Source organism: Vibrio sp. 10N.261.55.A10 (genome assembly GCF_041470825.1).
Taxonomy (GTDB): domain Bacteria; phylum Pseudomonadota; class Gammaproteobacteria; order Enterobacterales; family Vibrionaceae; genus Vibrio; species Vibrio crassostreae_C.
This window is the reverse complement of sequence record NZ_JBFRNC010000057.1, coordinates 52,490-74,165: the sequence shown is the minus strand read 5'-3', so window position 1 is coordinate 74,165 and position 21,676 is coordinate 52,490. Positions and strand designations below refer to the sequence as shown.

Annotated in this window: 21 protein-coding genes and 2 tRNA genes; 11 read left to right on the top strand and 12 right to left on the bottom strand. The window is 42.7% G+C overall.

Going from position 1 to position 21,676, the window contains the following annotated elements:
* The first annotated feature begins 28 nt into the window (after window positions 1–28).
* Both AB4274_RS17875 and AB4274_RS17870 read left to right on the top strand, forming a co-directional pair.
* Window positions 29–1,582 (top strand): amidohydrolase family protein, encoded by a 1,554-nt coding sequence (locus AB4274_RS17875; RefSeq protein WP_102393107.1) that lies wholly within the window; start codon window positions 29–31, stop codon window positions 1,580–1,582.
* Window positions 1,583–1,920: 338 nt separating this feature from the next.
* Entirely contained in the window at window positions 1,921–3,084 is a 1,164-nt protein-coding gene (locus AB4274_RS17870; protein WP_017029485.1) for a dipeptidase, read from the top strand.
* Window positions 3,085–3,438: 354 nt separating this feature from the next.
* Here the strand turns inward: AB4274_RS17870 and AB4274_RS17865 are convergent.
* Together AB4274_RS17865 and AB4274_RS17860 are read right to left on the bottom strand one after the other, a co-directional pair.
* A tRNA-Val gene (locus AB4274_RS17865) sits at window positions 3,439–3,515 on the bottom strand.
* A 70-nt stretch (window positions 3,516–3,585) separates the two neighbouring features.
* Window positions 3,586–3,662, bottom strand: a tRNA-Val gene (locus AB4274_RS17860).
* 758 nt (window positions 3,663–4,420) lie between these two features.
* Between AB4274_RS17860 and AB4274_RS17855 the strand changes: the two genes are divergently transcribed.
* Window positions 4,421–5,431, top strand: coding sequence for a porin (locus tag AB4274_RS17855; RefSeq protein ID WP_372112790.1), 1,011 nt, complete (start codon window positions 4,421–4,423; stop codon window positions 5,429–5,431).
* Window positions 5,432–5,558: 127 nt separating this feature from the next.
* Here AB4274_RS17855 and AB4274_RS17850 read toward each other — a convergent pair whose 3' ends face one another.
* A complete protein-coding gene (locus AB4274_RS17850) occupies window positions 5,559–6,218 on the bottom strand; it encodes a DUF2726 domain-containing protein (RefSeq protein WP_372112788.1) in 660 nt (219 codons plus the stop codon).
* Window positions 6,219–6,491: 273 nt separating this feature from the next.
* Here AB4274_RS17850 and AB4274_RS17845 point away from each other — a divergent pair, with 273 nt between their 5' ends.
* Complete coding sequence (locus AB4274_RS17845) at window positions 6,492–6,677, top strand: hypothetical protein (RefSeq protein WP_017059179.1); 186 nt, start codon at window positions 6,492–6,494, stop codon at window positions 6,675–6,677.
* Window positions 6,678–6,812: 135 nt separating this feature from the next.
* On the opposite strand, the gene AB4274_RS17840 is transcribed toward AB4274_RS17845, so the two are convergent.
* Window positions 6,813–8,771 carry a diguanylate cyclase domain-containing protein gene (locus AB4274_RS17840; RefSeq protein ID WP_372112786.1) on the bottom strand — a complete coding sequence of 653 codons (1,959 nt, stop codon included), beginning with the start codon at window positions 8,769–8,771 and terminating at the stop codon, window positions 6,813–6,815.
* Window positions 8,772–9,032: 261 nt separating this feature from the next.
* Between AB4274_RS17840 and AB4274_RS17835 the strand changes: the two genes are divergently transcribed.
* A complete protein-coding gene (locus AB4274_RS17835) occupies window positions 9,033–10,139 on the top strand; it encodes a M20/M25/M40 family metallo-hydrolase (RefSeq protein WP_017059177.1) in 1,107 nt (368 codons plus the stop codon).
* 108 nt (window positions 10,140–10,247) lie between these two features.
* Here AB4274_RS17835 and AB4274_RS17830 read toward each other — a convergent pair whose 3' ends face one another.
* Window positions 10,248–10,670, bottom strand: a complete 423-nt coding sequence (locus AB4274_RS17830) for a DUF3859 domain-containing protein (protein ID WP_017065538.1) — start codon at window positions 10,668–10,670, stop codon at window positions 10,248–10,250.
* A 78-nt stretch (window positions 10,671–10,748) separates the two neighbouring features.
* A complete protein-coding gene (locus AB4274_RS17825; protein ID WP_017065537.1) occupies window positions 10,749–11,117 on the bottom strand; it encodes an ATP-binding protein in 369 nt (122 codons plus the stop codon).
* Between the two features lie 275 nt (window positions 11,118–11,392).
* Between AB4274_RS17825 and metA the strand changes: the two genes are divergently transcribed.
* Entirely contained in the window at window positions 11,393–12,334 is a 942-nt protein-coding gene (gene metA, locus AB4274_RS17820; RefSeq protein ID WP_017066439.1) for a homoserine O-succinyltransferase, read from the top strand.
* A 168-nt stretch (window positions 12,335–12,502) separates the two neighbouring features.
* Entirely contained in the window at window positions 12,503–13,270 is a 768-nt protein-coding gene (gene pilW, locus AB4274_RS17815) for a type IV pilus biogenesis/stability protein PilW (RefSeq protein ID WP_017065536.1), read from the top strand.
* 90 nt (window positions 13,271–13,360) lie between these two features.
* Here the strand turns inward: pilW and rlmF are convergent, their stop codons facing one another.
* Window positions 13,361–14,683 (bottom strand): 23S rRNA (adenine(1618)-N(6))-methyltransferase RlmF, encoded by a 1,323-nt coding sequence (gene rlmF, locus AB4274_RS17810; RefSeq protein WP_372112784.1) that lies wholly within the window; start codon window positions 14,681–14,683, stop codon window positions 13,361–13,363.
* A 4-nt stretch (window positions 14,684–14,687) separates the two neighbouring features.
* Entirely contained in the window at window positions 14,688–15,185 is a 498-nt protein-coding gene (locus AB4274_RS17805; protein WP_004734935.1) for a YgjP-like metallopeptidase domain-containing protein, read from the bottom strand.
* Window positions 15,186–15,322: 137 nt separating this feature from the next.
* Between AB4274_RS17805 and AB4274_RS17800 the strand changes: the two genes are divergently transcribed.
* The gene (locus AB4274_RS17800) at window positions 15,323–15,559 is read left to right on the top strand and encodes a glutaredoxin family protein (protein WP_016786183.1); all 237 of its coding nucleotides are present in this window, start codon (window positions 15,323–15,325) and stop codon (window positions 15,557–15,559) included.
* 89 nt (window positions 15,560–15,648) lie between these two features.
* Here the strand turns inward: AB4274_RS17800 and AB4274_RS17795 are convergent, their stop codons facing one another.
* Window positions 15,649–16,521 (bottom strand): LysR family transcriptional regulator, encoded by an 873-nt coding sequence (locus AB4274_RS17795; RefSeq protein WP_017065533.1) that lies wholly within the window; start codon window positions 16,519–16,521, stop codon window positions 15,649–15,651.
* Window positions 16,522–16,631: 110 nt separating this feature from the next.
* On the opposite strand from AB4274_RS17795, the gene AB4274_RS17790 reads away from it, so the two are divergent.
* Window positions 16,632–17,831, top strand: coding sequence for an MFS transporter (locus AB4274_RS17790; protein ID WP_017065532.1), 1,200 nt, complete (start codon window positions 16,632–16,634; stop codon window positions 17,829–17,831).
* An 85-nt stretch (window positions 17,832–17,916) separates the two neighbouring features.
* On the top strand, window positions 17,917–18,483 hold the full coding sequence (locus tag AB4274_RS17785; protein ID WP_017066169.1) for a DUF1415 domain-containing protein: 567 nt from the start codon (window positions 17,917–17,919) through the stop codon (window positions 18,481–18,483).
* 38 nt (window positions 18,484–18,521) lie between these two features.
* Here AB4274_RS17785 and AB4274_RS17780 read toward each other — a convergent pair whose 3' ends face one another.
* On the bottom strand, window positions 18,522–19,592 hold the full coding sequence (locus AB4274_RS17780; RefSeq protein WP_372112782.1) for a diguanylate cyclase domain-containing protein: 1,071 nt from the start codon (window positions 19,590–19,592) through the stop codon (window positions 18,522–18,524).
* A gap of 213 nt (window positions 19,593–19,805) precedes the next feature.
* On the opposite strand from AB4274_RS17780, the gene AB4274_RS17775 reads away from it, so the two are divergent.
* Complete coding sequence (locus tag AB4274_RS17775) at window positions 19,806–20,381, top strand: nucleoside triphosphate pyrophosphohydrolase family protein (RefSeq protein ID WP_017059167.1); 576 nt, start codon at window positions 19,806–19,808, stop codon at window positions 20,379–20,381.
* A 139-nt stretch (window positions 20,382–20,520) separates the two neighbouring features.
* Here AB4274_RS17775 and AB4274_RS17770 read toward each other — a convergent pair whose 3' ends face one another.
* Together AB4274_RS17770 and AB4274_RS17765 are read right to left on the bottom strand one after the other, a co-directional pair.
* Complete coding sequence (locus AB4274_RS17770) at window positions 20,521–21,009, bottom strand: GNAT family N-acetyltransferase (protein WP_017068284.1); 489 nt, start codon at window positions 21,007–21,009, stop codon at window positions 20,521–20,523.
* 115 nt (window positions 21,010–21,124) lie between these two features.
* A complete protein-coding gene (locus tag AB4274_RS17765; RefSeq protein WP_017070904.1) occupies window positions 21,125–21,634 on the bottom strand; it encodes a hypothetical protein in 510 nt (169 codons plus the stop codon).
* Window positions 21,635–21,676: the final 42 nt, after the last annotated feature.

The window sequence follows — 21,676 nt, the reverse complement described above, 5'->3', positions numbered from 1 at the left end:
GTTCATCTCACACACACGGGATAAAATTATGAAACCACTAGAATCATTCATTAAAAAGGCTACGATCGTCGGCTTTGGCCTTATGTCACCACTTGTTATCGCCGCTAATTATGATGTTGTAATTTTGAACGGCAGAGTTATCGACCCTGAAACAAATTTCGATTCTGTTGTTAATGTCGGGATCAAAGATAATAAGATCACAGCAATAACGACCGATAGTATTTCTGGGGATAAAACTATTGACGCTACAGGTAAAGTTGTTGCCCCTGGATTCATCGACGTCCACGCTCATGGTCAAAACATTGGTGACTACAGAATGCAGGCGATGCAAGGCGTTACCACTATGCTGGAACTCGAATCTGGTGTTCTACCTATCAGTGACTGGTATGCAGGACAAGCTGAAAAAGGCTTACCATTAAACTATGGTGCAGCAGCTGGTTGGACTTACGCTCGTATTGCTACATTTAGTGAGACGGAACCCGAAGCGACCGTTGGCTATTTCCAAAAAGCTCAATCACGTAATGATTGGAAGATGGATATAGCAACACCTGAGCAAGAAAGTAAAATCATCAAGCTGATTGAGCAAGGCCTTGATGAAGGTGGCCTAGGTATCGGGATTAACGCTGGCTATGCACCGGGCCATGGTCAAAAAGAATATTATGCATTGGCTGAATTAGCCGCAGAAAGAGACGTAGCAACCTATACTCACGTTCGCTATGCCAGCAATGCCGAGCCACAAAGCTCGTTTGAAGCCGTTAAAGAATTAGTGGGCAATGCCGCTATCACTGGCGCTCATATGCACTTTTGTCATATTAACAGTACTTCATTAAAAGATATCGAAACCATCTTACCTATGGTCAATAAGGCTCAAGAACAAGGAATCAATGTTACTGTGGGCGCTTACCCTTGGGGCGCAGCAAGTACTGTCGTTGGCGCAGCCATGTTTTCTGGTGAAGGCTGGCGGGAACGTATGGGTTCAACCGCTGAAAACTTTCAGCTAGGTAAAGAACGTATGACAGAAGAACAGTTGAAAGACTACCAAGAAAATAAACCTGGTACCTTTATTGTCTGGCACTTCCTAGACGAGCAAAACCCAAAAGATCTTGCTCTATTAGACGCTTCGATTCTAAATCCTAATGTGTTGATTGAATCTGACGAAATGTTCTGGATGCATATGGACGAAGACGGCCACATTGAAAATTATGCAGGTGACGAGTGGCCATTACCAAAAGATCTATTCTCTCATCCTAGATCAAATGGCACCTTTGCTAAAGTACTCAGAGTCTATGTTCGTGAGCGCGGCTTGTTAACGATGACGGAAGCACTACGTAAAATGACACTGATGCCAGCTCAATTAATAGAAGATTTTGTCCCTCAAATGAAAAATAAAGGACGAATCCAAACTAATATGGACGCAGATATCGTGGTATTCGACCCAGAAACTATCGCTGATGTGGGCACCTACCAAGATCCTAACCACCCAGCCGTAGGCGTACATTGGTTATTGGTTAACGGCAAAATCGTTGTCAACAACACACAACTAGATACAGACGTTAAAGCAGGCGAAGCCATTCGACGTTAATTCACCTAATCAATGATAAATCAGACTATAGAAAGCGATACTCAGGTATCGCTTTTTTATCTCACCTCTTCGATAATTTCTTAAAGTGTCACATATAATACTTTTAAATGAATTTTCTAATTGAGGTAACATTTAGATAGATTTGCCAAAAATATTCGACATAAATCACGTTTTTATCATGTCATTGGGCGTAGTTTATTTATAAAAAAGGTGCATAAAAAGGTGCGTACAAAGGGCTTAACACTCCGTTTGATATAAATCCGTACCTATCTTTACTTCCAAACTTCCAACATATTTATATTTTATAGAAGCTAACACTGTTAAGGAAAATTTCAAATATGGACAACAAATCTGAAATCGAACCAAGTAATGATAAAGCGACAAAGTCAGGTGCACCAAAATTACCAGAATTTGAAATAAAAGATTATTCAAAAATCCCTCAACGAACACACAAATATCCTGCATCTGAACGTGCAAAAAAAATTGTTCGAGATTCTATGGCTATTGACAGCCTTTTTTCCGGTCTTTGGCCCTCTCAATGGTCTTCACCTGAAGCACCAGAATTCCATGATGAAATGGACAAGTGCAAAGCCGCTGGATTCAAGGTACTAGCAGCATGTCCTTCCGCAGACTCGTTAGATGCCTCGGTTGAAGGCATTATGAAAGGCGCTCAGTTCTACCTAAGCAAAATGAAAGAACGCCCAGACGACTATATGATGATCCGCACTACCAAAGATATTGATGAAGCGGTAAAACAAAACAAATTGGGTATTTACTTCACTCACCAAGGTACTCAAATATTTGGTGGTGATGTTGATCGCGTAGGACTATGGCGTGAGATGGGCTATGGTTACTGTTTATTGGCATATAATCAACGTAATGATGTGGGTGATGGCTGCTTCGAAATTGAGAACCGTGGTCTAACTGAATATGGAAAAAAACTTGTCGACGCTTATAACCGATACGGTATGCCTGTTGATGTAAGCCATACTGGCGAACGAACCTCCTTAGATGCGATTGAACGCAGTAGCCAACCTGTCATTTCTTCGCATTCAGGTGCGAAAGCCATTGCCGATTATCAGAGAAGCCTTTCTGACGCTGTGATTAAAGGTGTTGCGGCAACCGGTGGGGTTTGCTCAATAAATATGGTGGCTGCCTTTATGGATACATCTAACCCAGATATATTGACGACTGAACAATTATTTCGACATATTGATTATATGGTCAACTTAGTCGGTATAGACCACGTTGGCTTCGGTTCAGACTATATCCCGAACATCAATTTTACAGCGTCTATTATTCAAACACCAATGGGGCAGAACGTATTCCCTGATGGTGGCTATAGTGCCGCTGTAGGAGCAAAAGGGTTTCCTACCCCAGCACCATATCAAATTGTTGCAGCTCTAATTGATACCATGCTTGAAAATGGATACTCAGAAGAAGACTGCAGCAAGTTCTTAGGTGGCAACATGTACCGAGTATTTGATCAAGTCTGGGTATAAGAAGTTTATTAAATTTACTCAATAATTAGCACTTCTAACATCTCGTTTAGAAGTGCTTTTTTAATCGCTTCGAATGAGACTGCAGTTTATGACTGCTCCTAACTTGTTATTGTCCAAAAGTAAGCTGAAGTCTGAGGGCTTATTGGCAACTTATTTCGTTCTTGTAAAACTAACCGTAACCATTGAACGTGGGCACAGCATGGGCACGAAAGGAACTAATTGTGCCTAACCAGACAAGAGTCAGCTGAAACAAAACCATTGAGGCTGATACGAAATGAATAACTATGCAAATATGAGAGGTACAAAAAAGCCCACACTAGGTGGGCTTTTTTGCTTGTTCATAAAGAACGAATTTGGTGCCCGCTACTGGACTCGAACCAGTGACACCTTGCATGTCATGCAAGTACTCTAACCAACTGAGCTAAGCGGGCGATGTTCTAATTTCTTATTACTACCATTGTGACAAACTCAATAGTTATGCAATAAAAACTAAAGAAGGAATGGTGCGTCCGAGTGAACTCGAATCACCGACCCCCGCCATGTCAAGGCGGTACTCTAACCAACTGAGCTACGGACGCATTCCCTTAGAACGCCAACGATGATATCCATGATAAACAGATGGTGCAAGTATTAACTGGCATCTTGCGATTCGTTTGCTCACTTTGCAATCAAAGATATAACAACATGTCGATTTTACACCCAGATTATCGTCAAACCGCTGAAAAACAAAGTTTAGTTAGAAAAAATTCTAATCCTTGATGACAACCAATTAACTAACCTAATGTGTTCAATTTGGGATTTTTGTTATCTATACCGTTTTTCTTGGCCTTTACAGTAACCATACAGGTATAGATCAATGCCTATATTTAGTGTCAAAAATTTTGCTTGCCCACTGGGTTACCGTAGTATTTTGATCATTATAAGTGAAAGGCACGCAGAGGCTTTGTAACTCACTGAAATACATCATTCATAAAAATCACCACGATTTTGTAATCGTCGTCATCGAATTACTAGGCCGCAATGACTAAATTCGGATTTTTCATATAAAGTGGCCGGGTTATTACCAACATACATAAATACGATAGCACTCTATAGTCGAAAAACATCAGCTACAATTAATCTTCCTCAAGAGCAACAATCTATAAGCAATTCAAAACCCAACCCCACACATCATAGCTATTTTGAATACATACAGCACAGTAATACATAATGAAATTTGCATAATGGTAAAGCGCGCCTATATTCATAACCTGTAGGAATCAATAATCTAAATTCAATACTATACGTGAATTTATGGTTTACGATAAATACAAGTGTGAAAAATAGGGAATAAATTATGAAAAAATCACATATCGCCATTGCAGTGGTGAGCATACTATCGACATCTGCCGTATCGGCAGCGACCATTTATGAGACAGATGAAACAGTATTCAATATCGGCGGCCGCGCAGAAGTTCGAGGGAATTTCTCTGATGAGAATAAAAGTACTGGTAATAGCACCTATAGTGATAGATCACGTGTCCGCTTAAGTGTCGATGGCACACAAAAAGCGTCGGACGATGTTTCCTTTTTTGGGAAATATGAATTCGAACTAACAGAGTCTGAAGATGACGCATCAGATGATATCGACATTAACACTCGATTCTTATATACGGGTGTTCAAACCAATCACGGTAACGTCTATTATGGCCACCAAAATAATGCCGTTACCTACTTAACCGATTGGACGGATATGGCTGAAACCTTCAGCGGCTATATCAATGAATACACGGTGTCGACTGCTGATCGAGCAAAAAATGTTTTACGTTATGAACTGACAAGCGACAACATCACCTTTCAAATTGATGGCAATTTCAATTCAGATAGTGAATCAGCACAAAGTGACGGCTTCGGTGCAGTTGTCGCCGGCAGCACTTCGATTGGGTTAGATATTGGCGTCGGTTATGCGTCAAGTGATGAAACCTATGGCGTTGGGACAGATACAGAAACTTCTGATGCCTATATTGGTGCGGTTAAGTACACCAACGATCAGGGGGTTTGGTTCGCCGCACTCTATCAATTTGGTAGTATTTCAGGTCGACGCGTAAAAGATTCAGACTACGATTCTGCCGATGCTTACTTGGGATACTCGTTTGGTGCCAACACCGTCAACCTGACCTACAGCTACTTTGAAGCTGACGATATTGCAGATTACGACATTAACTTTATCGGTCTAGAATACGCACGTTATATTGGCGATGTGGCCTTCTTTGGTAGTTATAAGTTTAACATGTTAGACGAGGGCGAAGGTGGGGAAGGCGATAACGACGAAGATGAGCTACAGCTCGGTATGCGTTACGCGTTTTAGTCTAAACCAATCCACTTAATATTAGTAAAGCCGAGCATAATCAATGCTCGGCTTTTTAGTTTGTATAACTTATTCGTATCTAAGCGATTGAATGGAGTCCAACCGGATGCATTACTATCGATACCAACTATTCTTCAACATCGAATACAACGTTGTAGTTTTCGGTATAGGTGCAGTTTGGCTGGCGGCTACAAGTGAAGAAGCGTCGGCCTTTGTAATCGCCTTGGCTTGCCAGTTTGATGATCATTGGGCTACCACACTTCTTACAAAATCGCACTTCTTTTGATGGCTCGATTAAATCGATGTGTGCTGCCAGTAACCTCTTCAAACGGCTCACTTGGTAGCTGTGTTTAATAGATGCACCAATCAGAGGTAAACCTGCCGATTTACACACGTGAATTAGTAGCTTTTCGCGATCGACTTTCCCTTTATTGAGCTCTTTGCCGTTATCAAGTTCGATAATAACGCGGGGCTCTAGCGTTCGCGGGTCGCAAACAACAAAGTCGAAGTAACTACGTGAAATCTTGTTGTTGGCGATAAACCAATTCTTCTTATTGTTCGTCTTAGCAGGAACAAGTACGTTCGACATGCTGACTTTAGCAAACACTTCCCCATGGTTGCCCACAGCTGATTTTAGCGCATTATAGTATGTCGCCTGTTGCGCCGACATCAACGCGCCTTTCTTCTGATAAGCGTGGTCTTTGGTGTCATCGTGTTTCACCACATACTTTTGAATAAAGTAAAAGAACACAACCAGAACAATTACAACGATAAAGATATTAGTCATTTTCCAACACAATCAAGTCTGTATAGGGATTAAGAGAGTAGCTAGCGTATGTAGAAAAGCATCACCTGGCAAGCAAAAGAGCGAGAGTCGCCAACCAGAATCACGACCTTTGAGCGCAGTGCCCAACGAGAGGTCGCTCCTTCGCTAGACACACCTCTCTTATTTTGATAATTAAATCATCAATTACACTCTAGATTGATTTAGATCAATTTACCTAGATTTGTGATCAACTAGTCTGAAAAACGTTAGGCAAATGTTAATAAGGAAATTGATATGGAACTTAAACAAGACCCAAGATGTTATACCGACGTATGTGTAGATGGTAAATGGTTCCACTATGACCACTGCGGAACCCAAGCCTACATGTTAAAGGGAGGAGCTTCGGCTGTGATTGAACTCGCTAGCGAACCAGCGACAGAAGGCGAATTGGTTGAAATGCTTCAAGGTGTCGCTAAGTAACCCACCAAGCCAAATCACAGTATGAATTAAGCGAATAAGAGTAAATAGCCGTATTAGTTCAGATAAGCACTCTTATTCGCTTAGTTATTGAAGTTCAGGTTTCTTGATTGCAGGGGATTAACTAAGTTTAGGAACTCAAATGATAACGACTTTATTGCGCCCTGACTGCTTAGCTTGATACAAAGCATCGTCTGCCGATTTCAAGTGTTTCTTATAGGTACGGCTATTCAACTGTTGCTCCGTTAGATGAGTCGTCGCACCAATCGATGTGGTTAATTCTAATGGGCCAGAATGCGTTTCAATCGCTCGGTCAGCGATCGCTTGCCTTATAAGCTTAAGCTCTTTATTAGGATCTTGATTCCCAGCCAGCAACAAAACAAACTCTTCCCCACCCCATCTTGCCACTACATCGTTTGTTGATAAGATTTTCTCTAAACGCTTAGCGACTTCCACCAGCACTTGGTCACCAATATCATGGCCATAAGTGTCATTAACTTGTTTGAAGCGGTCTAAATCTAGAATAGCGAGCGTATACCCAAACGACGACAAATGATGTGGCATCGGCTGAGTTAACCGTTGCTCTAAGTAACGCCTATTGTATAAGCCTGTCAGTTCGCATCTTGTTGATTGCTTAAGTAGTTCTTTGTTGGTCTTCTGGATCGAGCGTAACCTTATCAATAGTAACGTGGCGCTTATCATCACCATGATACCCAAAGCGACGACGATTCGATTCCGTAATTGCTGCTTATCTAATGTCAGCTCACCCAACTCTTTTTCTGCGTTAAGCAGTTCGTTTTCTTGAGCTAATGATGCCGTAGCGAAATCTTGCTCGAGTAAAAAGATATCACTCTGGCGCTTATCAAATAGCAGCGCTTTATTACCCTTGTAATAGAGCTTGAAGTAGCGAAGTGCGTTCTCGCTGTCGCCTCTTGAATCATAGTATTCAGCAAGTGTTCTTAAGCCGAGGACCTTCCAGCTGCGAGTCCCCACAACATCGAACATTGCAGACGATCGCTTTAGATCAGCAAAAACAAAATTATCTCGGTTCAAACCAATGTTCGCTAAGGCTCTATTTAGGTAACACTGCCCCAATTGAAGTGTGTATTTGTCCACGCCTGGGTATCTAAGACACAAGTTTGCGACTTGTCGTGCTGACTCAAAGTTCTTTTCCGCCAACAACACATCACTCTCTGCTTTTAATAGGATGATTTTGTATCGTTCACTCACGTTATCGCCATTTAGCTTAGCCGCACTTTGATATGCTTCTCGGCCTTTGACTAAATCACCACTGCGCAGATAAGCAAAAGACTCATTCACATGCAGCACGCCGATGGTAGACGCTTCGAGTAGTCCACTCTTGTAATAGAGCTTTTTGGCTCTTTTAATCAGCTTGAGCGCTTTAGGCCAGTCTTCCAAATAGATATAAAGCAGTGCCATATTTGACACTAACTTGCTGTTGTAGATGTGATGAGGGTACTTCTTACCAAGGTCTAAACCTTTATGGAAAAAGTATTGAGCTTCAGGAAAGTCATTGCGGATGTTATTGATGACACCAGCCGTGTTATAGGCCTTAATCAACAACTCTTCATAGTGGAGCGATTCTGCGATATCTATCGCAGCTCTGATTTGGATTTCAGATTCCGCTAGCTCACCCTTACTGATGTATTCGATCGCTAATTCAACGAGAGATTGGGCCTTTAACCAACCCATATGTTCGTGTTGTGCGAGTGCTTTAATCTGCCTGACGTATTCGGAAACCGCTTCGGTATCCAACTTATGTTGCGCGAGGTTGGACAAAATCATCAATTCGTAAGCACGATAGATGGCTTTATCTTGGTCTGGGAACTTGGCTTGGAGAGCCTCAAGTTGTTGGGAAGCTAAATTAGGGTCACCGCGAGATACATCGAGAATATCGATCAACGCAGATCCATATTGAGAGAGTGATAACTCTTTCTCTGGACTATAAACACTCGGGTTTTCAGGGCGAATATGCTTTAAATCGTCGTCATAAGTTGGATAGAGCAAATACAGCCCCAGCACAATACTCATCAGCACCACGAAAAGGAATGAACCTAACACATTGTTTCTATTCATTTATCAGGGCCATTATTGATTGAATTCCAATTTTATTGACGTTTATTTAAGAGCGGTCAAACATTATACCCGACAGATATACAGATTAAAATCCTGTGCACTGGTGGATCTGAATTGGGTTTTTCTCATTAATTAGAATAATCAGGCAACTTTCTTGATTTAACTCAGACAATCATCTACCTCATTGGCGTTATAGTGATTTTCCTGTTCCTACCTCCGCGGCTTCTTTTTGAACAAGCGGAAGCATAATGAGAATTAACAATGACCCAAATTAATGAACAACGTCTTGTAGAACATTTCTGCGATCTAGTGAAAATTGATAGTGAATCTCGTAACGAAAAAGCGATTGCTGAAGCTTTGGCTGAGCAACTCGGTGAACTAGGTTTTGAAGTTCACAAACTGGCGGTTCCTGAAGAAGTGTCTAATGGTTTCAACATCTACGCTCGTCTAGATGGCACTCTTCCAGGTAGCACAGTGTTCAGCTGCCACATGGACACAGTAACGCCAGGCATCGGCATTGAGCCAATCATCGAAGACGGTATCATCCGTTCAAAAGGCAACACAATTCTAGGTGGTGACGACAAGTCTGGTATCGCAGCTATCATGGAAGCGGTTCGTTGCATTAAAGCTGAAGGACAAGAGCACAAAACTATCGAGATTGCATTTACTGTATTCGAAGAAGGCGGTCTGTTCGGCTCTTTGAACTTCGATATGTCTTACATTCAATCTGAGCACGCAATCGTACTTGATACAGGCGGTCCAATTGGCACTATCGTAAACGCAGCGCCTGGCCAGCAGAAGATTGTTGCTAAAATCAAAGGTCGCCCTGCTCACGCTGGTTTAGCACCAGAAGAAGGCATCAGCGCAATTCAAGTTGCTGCAGACGCTATCACTAAGATGAACCTACTTCGTATCGATGAAGAAACGACAGCAAACGTTGGTATTGTTGAAGGTGGTCAAGCAACTAACATCGTAATGCCAGAGCTTAAAGTCGTGGCTGAAGCACGTTCTCTAAACGGCGAAAAGCTAACGGCTCAAGTTGAACATATGATCTCTACATTCCAAGAAAGTGCTAAGCAGTTCGGCGCTGAAGTAGAAATCGAATCAACTCGTGCTTACGATGCATTCGTTATTGCAGACGATCATCCGCACATTCTTTCTATCAAATCGGCGTTTGAGAAGCTTGGCGTCACAGCGAACACTAAACGCACTGGCGGCGGTAGCGATGCAAACAACTTCAACGCAAAAGGCCTGACTACAGTTAACCTTTCTACTGGTATGGCGAAAGTTCACACCACTGAAGAGTACATTGCAGTGAAAGACATGGTCGCAATCACTGAGTTTGTTGTGGCTTACGTAACGCAATAATCGAATCCATTAGTTGGGTAGTCACTTCTATCTAGCACAATGAAAAAAGCCGAGACATCAACACGATGCTCGGCTTTTTGCTATTTAGGTGAACATAGAAGGTCGAATCTAAAACCCTCTACGCTTCCAGAATTGGCCTTCGTCTTTTGCTACGAGGTCGAATGTCTTATCAGCAATAATGTTGCCTTTTAGCTCAACCGTCATGCGCCATTTACCTAACTTGTTCGAGACAGGTGCCCAGATAGTGTCACCTAAGTAGAAATCCCAGTCATTGTTGCCGACATACTCTTCACCATCGAACGGTTCGAGCACTTCACCTTTGTCTGTGGTGATGTTTGGGTGATAAATGCAGTAACGAATCTTTTCGCCTTTGGCTTTCTTGATATTCAAGATATAGCCAAATTCCACATCGATTTCGGCATCAACGGTAGTGGTGAACTTTTGGATTTTTGGAAGATCTTTAGATTTGGAATCCCATGTGGAATAGATACCATAAGAAGTCATGTCGACCACAACAGAGCGCTTTGCCATTTCAATCGTTACCTTGAAGTTGTTCTATTAATTTAATTCTATTTGCCATTCAGCCACGCAAGCAGAAGAAGAACGAGGCTATTCTTGCCAGTCTTTCGCCATACGCTTAATTACTGAAGGTTCAATGTCGTGAATAGTGCCATATTGCTCTCGGCACACTTCGATAATTAATTCTGCTTTATATTTGAGTGCAAGTTGGCGGTAGGCTTTCATTTCCCAATGCTTAATAAAGGTATTCGAAACAACCACATCAAACCCTTGCTTTAAGCCGTTTTCAGCTGTGTTTTGACACCACTCATGAGCTTGTTGCAGCTGCCTAGGATCAAAATGGTACTCACCTTGCTCATTCACATAATACATATCGGCTTCGACATGCAATGCATCGTAGGTTTTTGCTTTTGTTGATTTGCCAGAGCCGGGCAACCCTCGAATGAGTATTAACTTCATCTGTCACTTTACAGGCTAATTCGAAAACATGAGTTTATCGTAAATAGTAACGAGTTGCTCTGATAACTGCCTCTGCTCAGCATACGAAAACCAAGTACTTACACACGACTCAGACAATCACTGAATACAATGAGACTCCCCTCGAAGCGCGTGGATTGCTTCTGATAGAAAACACAAATAATTTACATCTATCCATTTTGCATATCGACAAGCGTATCAAACTACTATAGATTTAGATGTATAGACGTCTACATATCTAGCTTAGGGAGAAAGCTGTGCCTATTCGCATTCCAGACCAATTGCCAGCATCCGATGTTCTTCGTGAAGAAAACATCTTCGTTATGCCGTTATCAAGAGCATCGACACAGGAAATTCGTCCACTTCGAGTCTTGATCCTCAACCTAATGCCGAAGAAGATTGAAACTGAAACTCAATTTTTACGCCTACTATCGAACAGCCCATTGCAAGTGGATGTAGAGCTGCTGCGCATTGATGACCGACCAAGTAAAAACACACCGACTGAACACCTTGATAACTTCTACCGCCAATTTGAAATGGTCAAAGAAAGAAACTTTGATGGATTGATCATCACTGGTGCGCCGCTTGGCTTGGTTCAATTTGAAGATGTGATCTACTGGGATCACCTGAAAACCATCATGGAATGGGCAAACAAGCACGTTACTTCAACGCTATACGTGTGTTGGGCAGCTCAGGCTGGTTTGAAATTACTCTATGATTTGCCAAAACGCACTCGTAAAGAGAAGCTGTCTGGTGTTTACAACCACGAGATACATAACCCATACCACCCTATTTTACGTGGCTTCGACGATACATTCTTGGCTCCGCACTCTCGCTATGCGGACTTCTCTCAAGAGTACTTAGCGGAACATACTGACCTTGATGTTCTTGCAACTTCTGATGTTGCAGGCGTATACCTAGCAGCAACCAAAGATAAGCGAAACGTGTTTGTAACGGGTCACCCTGAGTACGACTCTCACACACTTCACAATGAGTACATTCGAGATTTGGGTGAAGGCATGGAGCCTGTGATACCAATCAACTACTACCCGAATAACAATCCAGACAACAAACCGGTTGCAAGCTGGCGCAGCCACGGACACTTGTTGTTCTCAAACTGGCTAAACTACTGCGTTTACCAACAAACGCCTTACGATCTGGATCATTTCAGCGAAGACAACTTTACCAAAGACGATTAAGTTCTTTCTTCCGATTCACAAACACATAAACCGTGTTCAGTATGTTGTTGATAAAACGACGAATTGGACGCGGTTTTTTTATGGTGTGTGGGTCGCATTCCATGATAGATTTACGACTTCAATGGGTTTGATTTCATATGATGGGTTGGTGTTCATAAGGAGCTTCACATGCCTGCCAAGCCATCATTTTCAAATCCGATTTCGTTGTCCCGCCCTCTTTCGTTATCAAGTGTGGTACTACTTGCCTCGCTTTCCTTGGCCGGTTGTGTCTCTGTCACTGAAGGACCGCCAAAGATTGAAAGTGATCCTATCGCGATGTCTGAATCTCGAATCGAATTAGGTTTGGGCTATATGGGACAAGGCAATATGGTGAGAGCGCGTGAAAACCTTGAGCTCGCGATTAAACACGCACCTAGCTACTACCGTGCTCGGCTTTCAATGGCGCATTACTACGAACAAGTGGGTGAAGTAGATGAAGCGAGAAGCACTTACCGCAAAGCACTCAGTCTTGATTCAAGAAATGGCAATGTATTGAACAACTACGGTACCTTCTTGTGTAAACAGGGCGAATACGAACAAGCCGATAATTACTTCAATCGCGCCATCGACCAACCCTACTACTACTTGGTGTCTGCAAGTTATGAAAACGCCGCGTTTTGCGCATTTAAGGCTGGCAATACCGACCAAGCGAAGTACTACTTCAGCAGAGCGATTGACCACGATCCAAACCGCGTAAAATCGATACTACAGTTATCAAAAATTGAAGTGAGTGACGCCGATTACAATGACGCTCGAATCCGTTTATTCAAATTCCACCAGCGTTATGGCTATCAAATTCCATCGCTTAAAATCTTGGTCGATCTCGAAAACAAAGCAGGTAACAAAGCTCTAGAGCAGAAATATCAGAGTAAGTTAGATGAGTTACTTTCTGCTTAGCGCATATGAAAAACACAAAAAAACGGGCTTGTTGCGTTAACAACAAGCCCCTACGTAATTTCAACTTAATATCTTAACTAAGTGCAGCCGCTATTTTAGCGCGATCCACTCTTGTCTTTGCTCATCGTCCATAAAGGTCCATGCGATAAAGCGACTTACCTTCTGGCCTTGTGACATCTCGACGACTTTCACTTGTTTAGCTCTAAGCTTGCCAAGCTCTGAACGAACCATATCGACGTTATCTTTCTTAGAAATCAATGTCGTAAACCACAAAACTTGAGTAGCAAAAAGTTGACTCTCTCTCGCCATCTTCATAATGAAAGCGGCTTCACCACCTGGGCACCAAAGCTCGGCTTTTTGACCACCAAAGTTTAAGGTTGGTTTAGCTTGCTTAGTTGATTTATCTAACTTAACTGGCTTCTTATTCATTTCTGGCTTGAACGACTGACCGGCTTTCTTAGCACGGTTCGCCGCTAGATTATCCAGTTTACGTTGTGACCCCTTTTCAGCCTCTTCAAGAGAGCTGTGGAATGGCGGGTTACAAATAGTGACATCGTAACGTTCATTATCCTTAATCACGCCCTTAAAGATAGATTCAGAGTCAGCTTGTAGGCGAGCGCGGATCTTACCTTTTAGATTAGGGTTGCTTTCCGCAATGAAGTTCGCTGTTTTGATGGAGACTGAATCAACATCTGTCCCTGTACAACGCCACTTATACTCTGTCGCACCAATGATTGGGTAGATACAGTTTGCACCGACACCAATATCTAATGCTTTCACAGACGCGTGGTTATAGGGTTCACCTTGGCCATCGCTATTAAGGATGTCGGCCACTCTGTGAATGTAGTCTGCACGACCAGGAATTGGCGGGCACAAGTAACCAGCAGGAATATCCCAATGTTTAACGCCATAGTGATGCGCCAACAAAGCTTTGTTGAGTAGCTTAACGGCCAATGGATCAGAGAAATTAATGGTGTCTTCGCCAACCGGATTCTTGATCAGATGCTCTTTTAGCTCAGGCAAGGCTGCAACTAGTAACTCGAAGTTATAGCGGCCAGTGTGCTGGTTTCTTGGGTGTAATCCACCTTGAGGTTTTTCAGCCGAGCGTCTTTTCTGAGCTGCGTTCTTGTTAAAAGCCGTTTTATTGAAAGAACCCTTATTCGATGATCCTTTATTGGCACCCGGTTTACCTCTGCTATCTTTTGCAAAAGGTCGCTTTGCTTTGTTATTGCCCGCGCCTTTAGGTGCACTATTCTTGCGGCTTTTATCAGATGTGTTCTTTGTAGAAATACGCTTGTCGCTGCTTGGCTTAGCTGTACTTGGCTTAACATCAGCTTGGTTGTCTTTTGTTTTTGCTGATGAAGTGCTGTTTTTCGACAGGCTTAGCGTCGTTCTATTTTGTGATTGGCTCATTGGGCTACTTCTTTAAATCTAAATACATCATGAATAAACGGGCATCCAACTCAAGTTGATGATATTCCGGTTCCATGTGACAGCATAGTTGGTAAAAGGCTTTGTCGTGCTCTTTCTCTTTGATATGCGCCAGTTCGTGTACCACCAGCATTCTTAGCAAAGGTTCTGGTGCATTTTTAAAAACACTGGCGATACGAATTTCATTCTTTGATTTGATCTTTCCACCGTGATTCTTAGCAACGTAAGAATGCAGACCTAACGCATTATTGATTAGGTGTATCTTGCCGTCGTAAATCACTTTGCTGATCGGTGGTGTTTTTTTCATGTAGCGATTTTTTATCTCAATCGCATAGTCAAACAGGGCTTTCTCGCTTTTTATTTCATGATTCTTTGGGTAGCGAGCTTCAAACCAAGGCACCAATTTACCCGACTCTACAAGTTGAGTAACAGGATCAAGAATGTGCTTAGGATAGCCTTGAATATAGCGTAAAGAAGGATGCATGCTGAAAGACCGTACAAGTTACACCACGACAATACGTTGTGGTCTTGAAAATTGAGCCGCATAGTGTAACTGATCACACTTTTCTAATCACCTAGGATTCGTTACACTTTAGCGAGATTCACCAAGAGAATGAAAAAATGAAACGTGTTGTATTGTACGTCGCAGACAAATGCCCGCACTGTAAAGATGCCCAAAGGTATTTAGACTCTAAGAAAATTGTTTACCGCCTGACGAATGCAAAGATGCAGCGTGGCCGTAAAGAATTGCAAGCAATGGGTGCTCGTTCTATCCCCGTGCTTAAAATCGGCGATCAAGTGATGGTCGGCTGGAATCAGAAAAACTTCGATAAGATGTATAACTCAAAGAACACCTAACGTGCTCTGAGCCAGTCATACTTCTATACAACAAAGCCCGAATATCCAATCTAGGATGTTCGGGCTTTGTTTATTTAAATCTTACTAAATCACACATACCGCTTAACGAAATCAATAAAGGTTCGGTCTGCTTTTGACAGATACCCTTCCTTTCTCCACGCCAAAGATAGGTTCAGTTTCACAGGGTCTTTAAATGGCACGCCTACGACATCTTCCTCGTATTCTGTCACCAAGCTAAGCAACGCGGTGATGGCAAACTCTCGCTTCACGATAGAAAGAATCATTGGCAATAAATTGGTTTCGAACGCAATGGTCATATCGAGATTGTACTTCTTACAAGTCGCATCGATAAAATCGCGGTGGAAGTAGCCCGATTTGAACATGATCAGCTCTTGAGCAAAAAATTCTTCAAAGGTGATGGATGGTTGCGTTGCCAGTGGGTGATCTTTGCCAACTACAGCTAACATTTCTGAGCTTAACAGATGATCCGTTTCCAAATCATCTGGAACGTTCTCATGATTAATTACGCCAATATCGAGTTCGCCGTTTAACAGCATTTCACGAATCGATGCGGTGCCAGCATCAATCAAGGTCAACTTTAGGTTTGGGTATTGGCTTTTAAATGCCATCACTACTTGGGGGAAAAAGTAACTGCCCATCATACTTGGAGCGCCTAATCGAACCTCGCCTTTTTCTAGCCCCTTTAGTTCATTCATCGCGAGCTGAGCATCATCAAACTGCTGGGCGATTCGCTTTGCATGCTCAAACAGTACTTTGCCCTCCTCCGTTAAAGTGACGGATTTATCGCCTCGACGAAATAGAATCAACTCTAGTGTCTGTTCTAGTTTTTTAATGGAGATACTCAATGCAGGCTGTGCGATATGCAGCGCTTTGGCCGCCTGGGTGAAGTTACCAAACTGAGCAACAGCCAGAAAATGTCGAAGTGGTTTTGATTCAAGCATGGCGATATATTTAATATATAGAGGTGATATTTTTAATATATTTCTTTAATCACATCTGTACTGATAACTTGTTCACAAATAGCTTACTAACTCGCGCAGGCACAACGTAAATGTTTGATAAAGGCAGTCCTCAATACAAACGTATCACTCAATCATTGGCGATTGGTTCATTTATCATTTTCTGTAACCTTTACCTCTTTCAGCCTATCTTGCCGCACATGGCGGAGCACTTCCAAGTATCTGAAACTCAGATCAACTGGTTATTTGCTGCTACAACACTCGGCCTTTCGATTAGCTTGGTACCTTGGGCAATTGCCTCTGAAACCTTTGGTCGTAAACCCATTATTCTGTTCAGTCTGTTCGCTATCCCATTAATAGGGTTAAGCATGGTGTTCACGACTACCTTGTTGCAACTCGTGATTGCCCGCGCATTTATGGGCATCGCTGTGGCGGCGTTTGCTGGTGTGGCGGTTGCCTATATGGTTGAGGAGTTAACACCCAAAGCCTTTGCTGTCGCGATTGGAGGTTATATTGCGGCCAACTCATTGGGTGGAATCTTCGGACGTGTATTAGGCGGCTTAATTACAGACTATTTCGATTGGCATGCAACTGTACTGTTTTTCGTTGTCGGTTCATTGCTTGGTGCACTCTTTATTGCCTATCGCCTACCTGACCAACAGAACTTCAAACCTCAAAAAGGGCTGTTCTTTCATCACAACCGCTCCGTTGTAATGCACTTAAGAAACCGTACCTTGTGGCTTGCCATGTTGATTGGTGGTGCTAACTTCGCGCTGTTTGTTAACCTGTACTCTGTAATGGGCTTTAGGCTAGTATCCGAACCTCACTCGGTACCCGTTGGTTTAGCTTCACTGATATTCCTCTGTTACTTGGCCGGTACGGTAAGCTCTAAGCTCTCCAACAAATGGACACTTCGCTTTGACCCGTTAAGCGGAATATTGATGGGCGTGTGTATTAGCTTAATCGGAATGCTAATTTCTGCAGTCGACAAAGTTCCGTTCATGCTAGCAGGCTTGTTATTGATTAGTGGCGGCGCGTTCTTCGCCCATACCCTTGCCTACTCTTGGGTAAGTCAAAAAGCACCGAGCGCCAAAGCGACAGCAACGGCACTTTACTTAGTTCACTACTACATTGGCGGGAGCTTAGGTGGTTTCTTACTCTTATATTGTTGGCAGCTGTTCGGTTGGAATGGCGTGATTGCGGGCGGTTCAATCTTCTATGTCGCGATATTTGCTTGGGTCTACCAGTTGAAACAGCTACAAGTATCGGCGTCTAAACTTGCACAAGCATAAGTACGACTAAGGTTGTAACTCAATTATTGCTTTTGATTGACGTCCGTTCTGATATCCTACGCAAAATTTCATTTCGGAACCTGTTATGTCGAACACTCAAAGCACAGATCTTCAAACCATCCACGACCAAGTAAAACAGTGGTTAGACGATGTCGTTATTGGCCTAAACCTGTGTCCATTCGCAGCCAAGCCACAACGTAATAAACAGATTAAGATCTTTGTGAGTGAAGCAAATACGGAAGAAGCGTTGTTGCAAGACATCATGACGCATTTCGTAGAGTTAGATAACACGCCAGTCGCTGAATTAGAGACGACTTTAGTGGTGGTTCCTAACATGCTGCAAGACTTCTTCGACTACAACATGTTCATTGATTGGGTTGAAGCGTTGATCAAACAGCAAGACTGGGAAGGCGTTTACCAAGTGGCAACGTTCCATCCTGACTATTGCTTTGGTGGTGCGGATCCAGAAGACGATGAAAACCTAACGAATCGCTCTCCATACCCTGTTTACCATTTGATTCGTGAAGCAAGCATGGAAAAGGTACTGAAGCACTACCCTAACCCTGAAGCGATCCCAGACACCAACATCGCAAGAGTTGAGTCTTTAACGCCAGAAGAGCGTCGTAAACTGTTCCCTTACCTGTTCAGTTAAGCTATTCCGAATCGGAAAATGCAATACGTTTTCTGTATTTACGAACTTGCGCGTTCTTGATGATATGGACGAGATACAAACTGATCTCGTCCATTTTGTTTGGCGATATATAAACACTCGTCAGCCACTTTGATCAAAGAGTCGAGTGCCGACATCCTTTCCCCTTTGGTATCCCCGGTACTCAACTCAAAATGACACGCACCGATTGATATAGTGACAGGCTTTCTATCCAGTGTGATTTTCTTCATCTCTTGCAAAAGAGTCATGAACTTATCTTCAACACAACTTGGTGTTTTATTTGGATACCAAAGAATGAACTCTTCACCACCAAAACGCGCCACAAACTCACCCTCTTGAGTGTTATTGCTCAGCACGTTCGCCACTTTCTTTAAGACAACATCACCCATTTGGTGGCCGTAGGTGTCGTTGACCTGTTTAAAGAAGTCGATATCGACAACGGCCAAGGTTCCCTTTCCTAAAGATCCTTTTAACTGCTCCACTTCTGCATTCAATGTTTTGAACAAGCAACGTCTATTTGGCAAATGGGTCAAAGGATCATACAGAGCTTGGTACTCTAACTTCTCATTCAGCTCTTTGAGTTTTCGTTCTTGCTGTCTTCTAACCAGCTCCACTTCAATCCATGATGCCATTAGTCTCATCACGTCGACATCGAACTCTTTGAACTCGCGATGATAGGGGGCTGGGCTTGAGAAGTTTAAAGTGCCATAAAGCTCATCATTAACGAAAATCGGGATGCCAATATAAGACTCTAAACCAAAAGACTGGTAAGCGGGATGCGTCGCATACTTATCGTGTTTGCCACAATGCTCAATGCAGATAGGACCAATCGATTTACAGGTAATTTCGCAATAGGTTGAACGATAATCGAAGGTGTCACCGCTATTGAGTTCAACCCCTTCTGGCGTAACACAGTGCTCGACTAAATAAGAATTACCCTCGACTTTAGATAAAATACCGATATCAAGGTTGAAGCGTTCAAGCCCCATGATAAGCAGCTGAGCGATCTGAATATCGAAGCCCTTCCGGTAATCATTGGTGATTTGATACAAGCGACGTATAACAATTTCGCTTTCACTGGCTTGGTTCATAACTGGGATCCCACTGCAGCCGAAGTTAATGGCAACATTAATATTTGGTATATTAAGAAGAGTAAAGTGTAAAAAAACATAATAATCAATTGGTTTGTATGCAAAATACCTCATTGGTCCAATGAATAAAAGTCGACTTCTTCGACTTTGCGTTAGCACCCTATTCCTAGCTTTGGTAAAATAATCCATTAACGAAACAGAATGGATAGGAAAATGAACCTTTCTCAACTAAGCCAAGAAATCTACGATCACCTTTACCGCGACATTGAAGAGTTCCGCAGTACTTTTGATCTGCCTGTTGCTGCTCCTGAAACAATGGACGAAAAAGGCGATACGCTACATACCTCTCTAGCGATCGAAGAACTAACAGAACTTGCAGAAGCTGACTCTAAAATCGAACAAGCGGACGCTATCGTAGACAGCGTTTATGTTTTGATGGGACGTCTGGTTCACCTTGGCCAGGCTAAGGTTGAAGACAACCTAGCAATCAGCTACCTGATCGACCTACTGTTGAATGTTTCTAAAAACCGCTCAATTGACTTCTTACCTTGCTGGGACGAAGTACACTCAAGCAACATGAGCAAAGTATGTCGCAACGAAACTGAATATGCTGAAACAGAAGCTTTCTATGCTGAGCAGAACATCAAGCTGATGGCGGTTCAAAAAGGCGAATACATCATCGCTAAGTGTGCGGAAGATTTCGTATCGGAAGGCAAGACAGTTCGCCAAGGTAAAGTACTAAAATCTGTACACTACCGTCCTGCGAACCTTGAGCCACTAACGGCTTAACTAAGTTTACGACTGAACTAAGGTTATGGCTGTAGCTCTTTAAAGCACCAGCGCACCAAAATAGCAAACGCCACGTTTAAATAACGTGGCGTTTTATTATCTGTCAGTTAATTCTAACTGTGTTAATCGTAGCTAAATGCTATACCAGTCGAGCCATATGATAAGCCGCCACATATTCGCCATTTCTGAAAGCGAACCCTGCGGACTCTCCTTCAATCACGAAACCGAACTTCTTATACAGGCTGATCGCTCTTTCATTATCGGTGTATACCGTTAACTCCATTCGCTTGATGTTAATCCAGTTATCACACAAGTCGATCGCGGTCGCGAGCAGCTGACTACCCACACCTTTGCCTAGCACATCGTCTTTAACACCCATACCAAATGAAGCCACATGTCGTCTTCTTGGATTCACGCACACTTCCATTCCCAAGTTGCCAACAATCTCATCGTCGATCATCGCGACATACGAGTACACGTTATCAGGCATATTAGAGATTCGTTTTTGCCAGCTTTCCAGAGATGGATTTGGGAGTTGCAGCGTACCGGTATAAGCATTAGTGCATTCGTAAACTTCTTTTATTCCCTTTGCATCTGACGGTTCAGACCGTCTCACTATAATACTCATCGCAACTCCTACTATTTTCATCGCTAAATATGAAACACATCCTTAATGTGCACCTAGACACACTATCAAATAGTGAATATTTAACAATAGGTTAGATGAACTTATCTTATTGGGCTTAATTGATACTGAGTAAACGCCCTCTCTCAATATCTTGCTCAAGTACCTCCGGCGTTAAATCGCCATGTCCATGGTGGTCATGATTATGGTGATGACCATGATCGTGTCCGTGGGAATAACCTTTGTGTTCATTTGCTCTTTGAGCTAACTTGTGTGAGTCCAAATAGGTATCAGTTAAATCAGCACAATATTCTTCGGTCCATAAACGTCGAGCCTCATCATCACTCATGATTTGCTCGGCTTTAGGGCCCAATTTGTCCATGTAGAACATCCCCAGCTCCTCACCTTCTACATTGGCGTGGTTGATAAGGTTCATAAACGCAGGCTCTTGATTCTCATCTGATAGATGACCATTTTTGTAACACACGGTTAGACCAATAATATCGTCGCCAAGTTTCTCTAATTCAGGGTTAAAATGATTGTGACTATGATTATGTTCGGCAGCGGCGACAAGCATTGGAGTAAGTAAAACACATGCGATAGCCAGTAGCTTAATGGTATTTTTCATGGGATAGACCTTCTGTATTTTCGAATACAAATTTGATTAGTT

What these genes read in the sequence shown, in the direction of transcription:
- AB4274_RS17845 (WP_017059179.1), top strand. Translation starts at nt 6,492, where the DNA reads ATGGAACTTAAACAAGACCCAAGATGTTATACCGACGTATGTGTAGAT.
- AB4274_RS17800 (WP_016786183.1), top strand. Translation starts at nt 15,323, where the DNA reads ATGAAACGTGTTGTATTGTACGTCGCAGACAAATGCCCGCACTGTAAA.
- AB4274_RS17840 (WP_372112786.1), bottom strand. Translation starts at nt 8,771, where the DNA reads ATGAATAGAAACAATGTGTTAGGTTCATTCCTTTTCGTGGTGCTGATG.
- pilW (WP_017065536.1), top strand. Translation starts at nt 12,503, where the DNA reads ATGCCTGCCAAGCCATCATTTTCAAATCCGATTTCGTTGTCCCGCCCT.
- AB4274_RS17830 (WP_017065538.1), bottom strand. Translation starts at nt 10,670, where the DNA reads ATGGCAAAGCGCTCTGTTGTGGTCGACATGACTTCTTATGGTATCTAT.
- AB4274_RS17780 (WP_372112782.1), bottom strand. Translation starts at nt 19,592, where the DNA reads ATGAACCAAGCCAGTGAAAGCGAAATTGTTATACGTCGCTTGTATCAA.
- AB4274_RS17795 (WP_017065533.1), bottom strand. Translation starts at nt 16,521, where the DNA reads ATGCTTGAATCAAAACCACTTCGACATTTTCTGGCTGTTGCTCAGTTT.
- AB4274_RS17875 (WP_102393107.1), top strand. Translation starts at nt 29, where the DNA reads ATGAAACCACTAGAATCATTCATTAAAAAGGCTACGATCGTCGGCTTT.
- AB4274_RS17850 (WP_372112788.1), bottom strand. Translation starts at nt 6,218, where the DNA reads ATGACTAATATCTTTATCGTTGTAATTGTTCTGGTTGTGTTCTTTTAC.
- AB4274_RS17835 (WP_017059177.1), top strand. Translation starts at nt 9,033, where the DNA reads ATGACCCAAATTAATGAACAACGTCTTGTAGAACATTTCTGCGATCTA.
- AB4274_RS17855 (WP_372112790.1), top strand. Translation starts at nt 4,421, where the DNA reads ATGAAAAAATCACATATCGCCATTGCAGTGGTGAGCATACTATCGACA.
- AB4274_RS17770 (WP_017068284.1), bottom strand. Translation starts at nt 21,009, where the DNA reads ATGAGTATTATAGTGAGACGGTCTGAACCGTCAGATGCAAAGGGAATA.
- rlmF (WP_372112784.1), bottom strand. Translation starts at nt 14,683, where the DNA reads ATGAGCCAATCACAAAATAGAACGACGCTAAGCCTGTCGAAAAACAGC.
- AB4274_RS17785 (WP_017066169.1), top strand. Translation starts at nt 17,917, where the DNA reads ATGTCGAACACTCAAAGCACAGATCTTCAAACCATCCACGACCAAGTA.
- AB4274_RS17790 (WP_017065532.1), top strand. Translation starts at nt 16,632, where the DNA reads ATGTTTGATAAAGGCAGTCCTCAATACAAACGTATCACTCAATCATTG.
- AB4274_RS17775 (WP_017059167.1), top strand. Translation starts at nt 19,806, where the DNA reads ATGAACCTTTCTCAACTAAGCCAAGAAATCTACGATCACCTTTACCGC.
- AB4274_RS17765 (WP_017070904.1), bottom strand. Translation starts at nt 21,634, where the DNA reads ATGAAAAATACCATTAAGCTACTGGCTATCGCATGTGTTTTACTTACT.
- AB4274_RS17825 (WP_017065537.1), bottom strand. Translation starts at nt 11,117, where the DNA reads ATGAAGTTAATACTCATTCGAGGGTTGCCCGGCTCTGGCAAATCAACA.
- AB4274_RS17805 (WP_004734935.1), bottom strand. Translation starts at nt 15,185, where the DNA reads ATGCATCCTTCTTTACGCTATATTCAAGGCTATCCTAAGCACATTCTT.
- AB4274_RS17870 (WP_017029485.1), top strand. Translation starts at nt 1,921, where the DNA reads ATGGACAACAAATCTGAAATCGAACCAAGTAATGATAAAGCGACAAAG.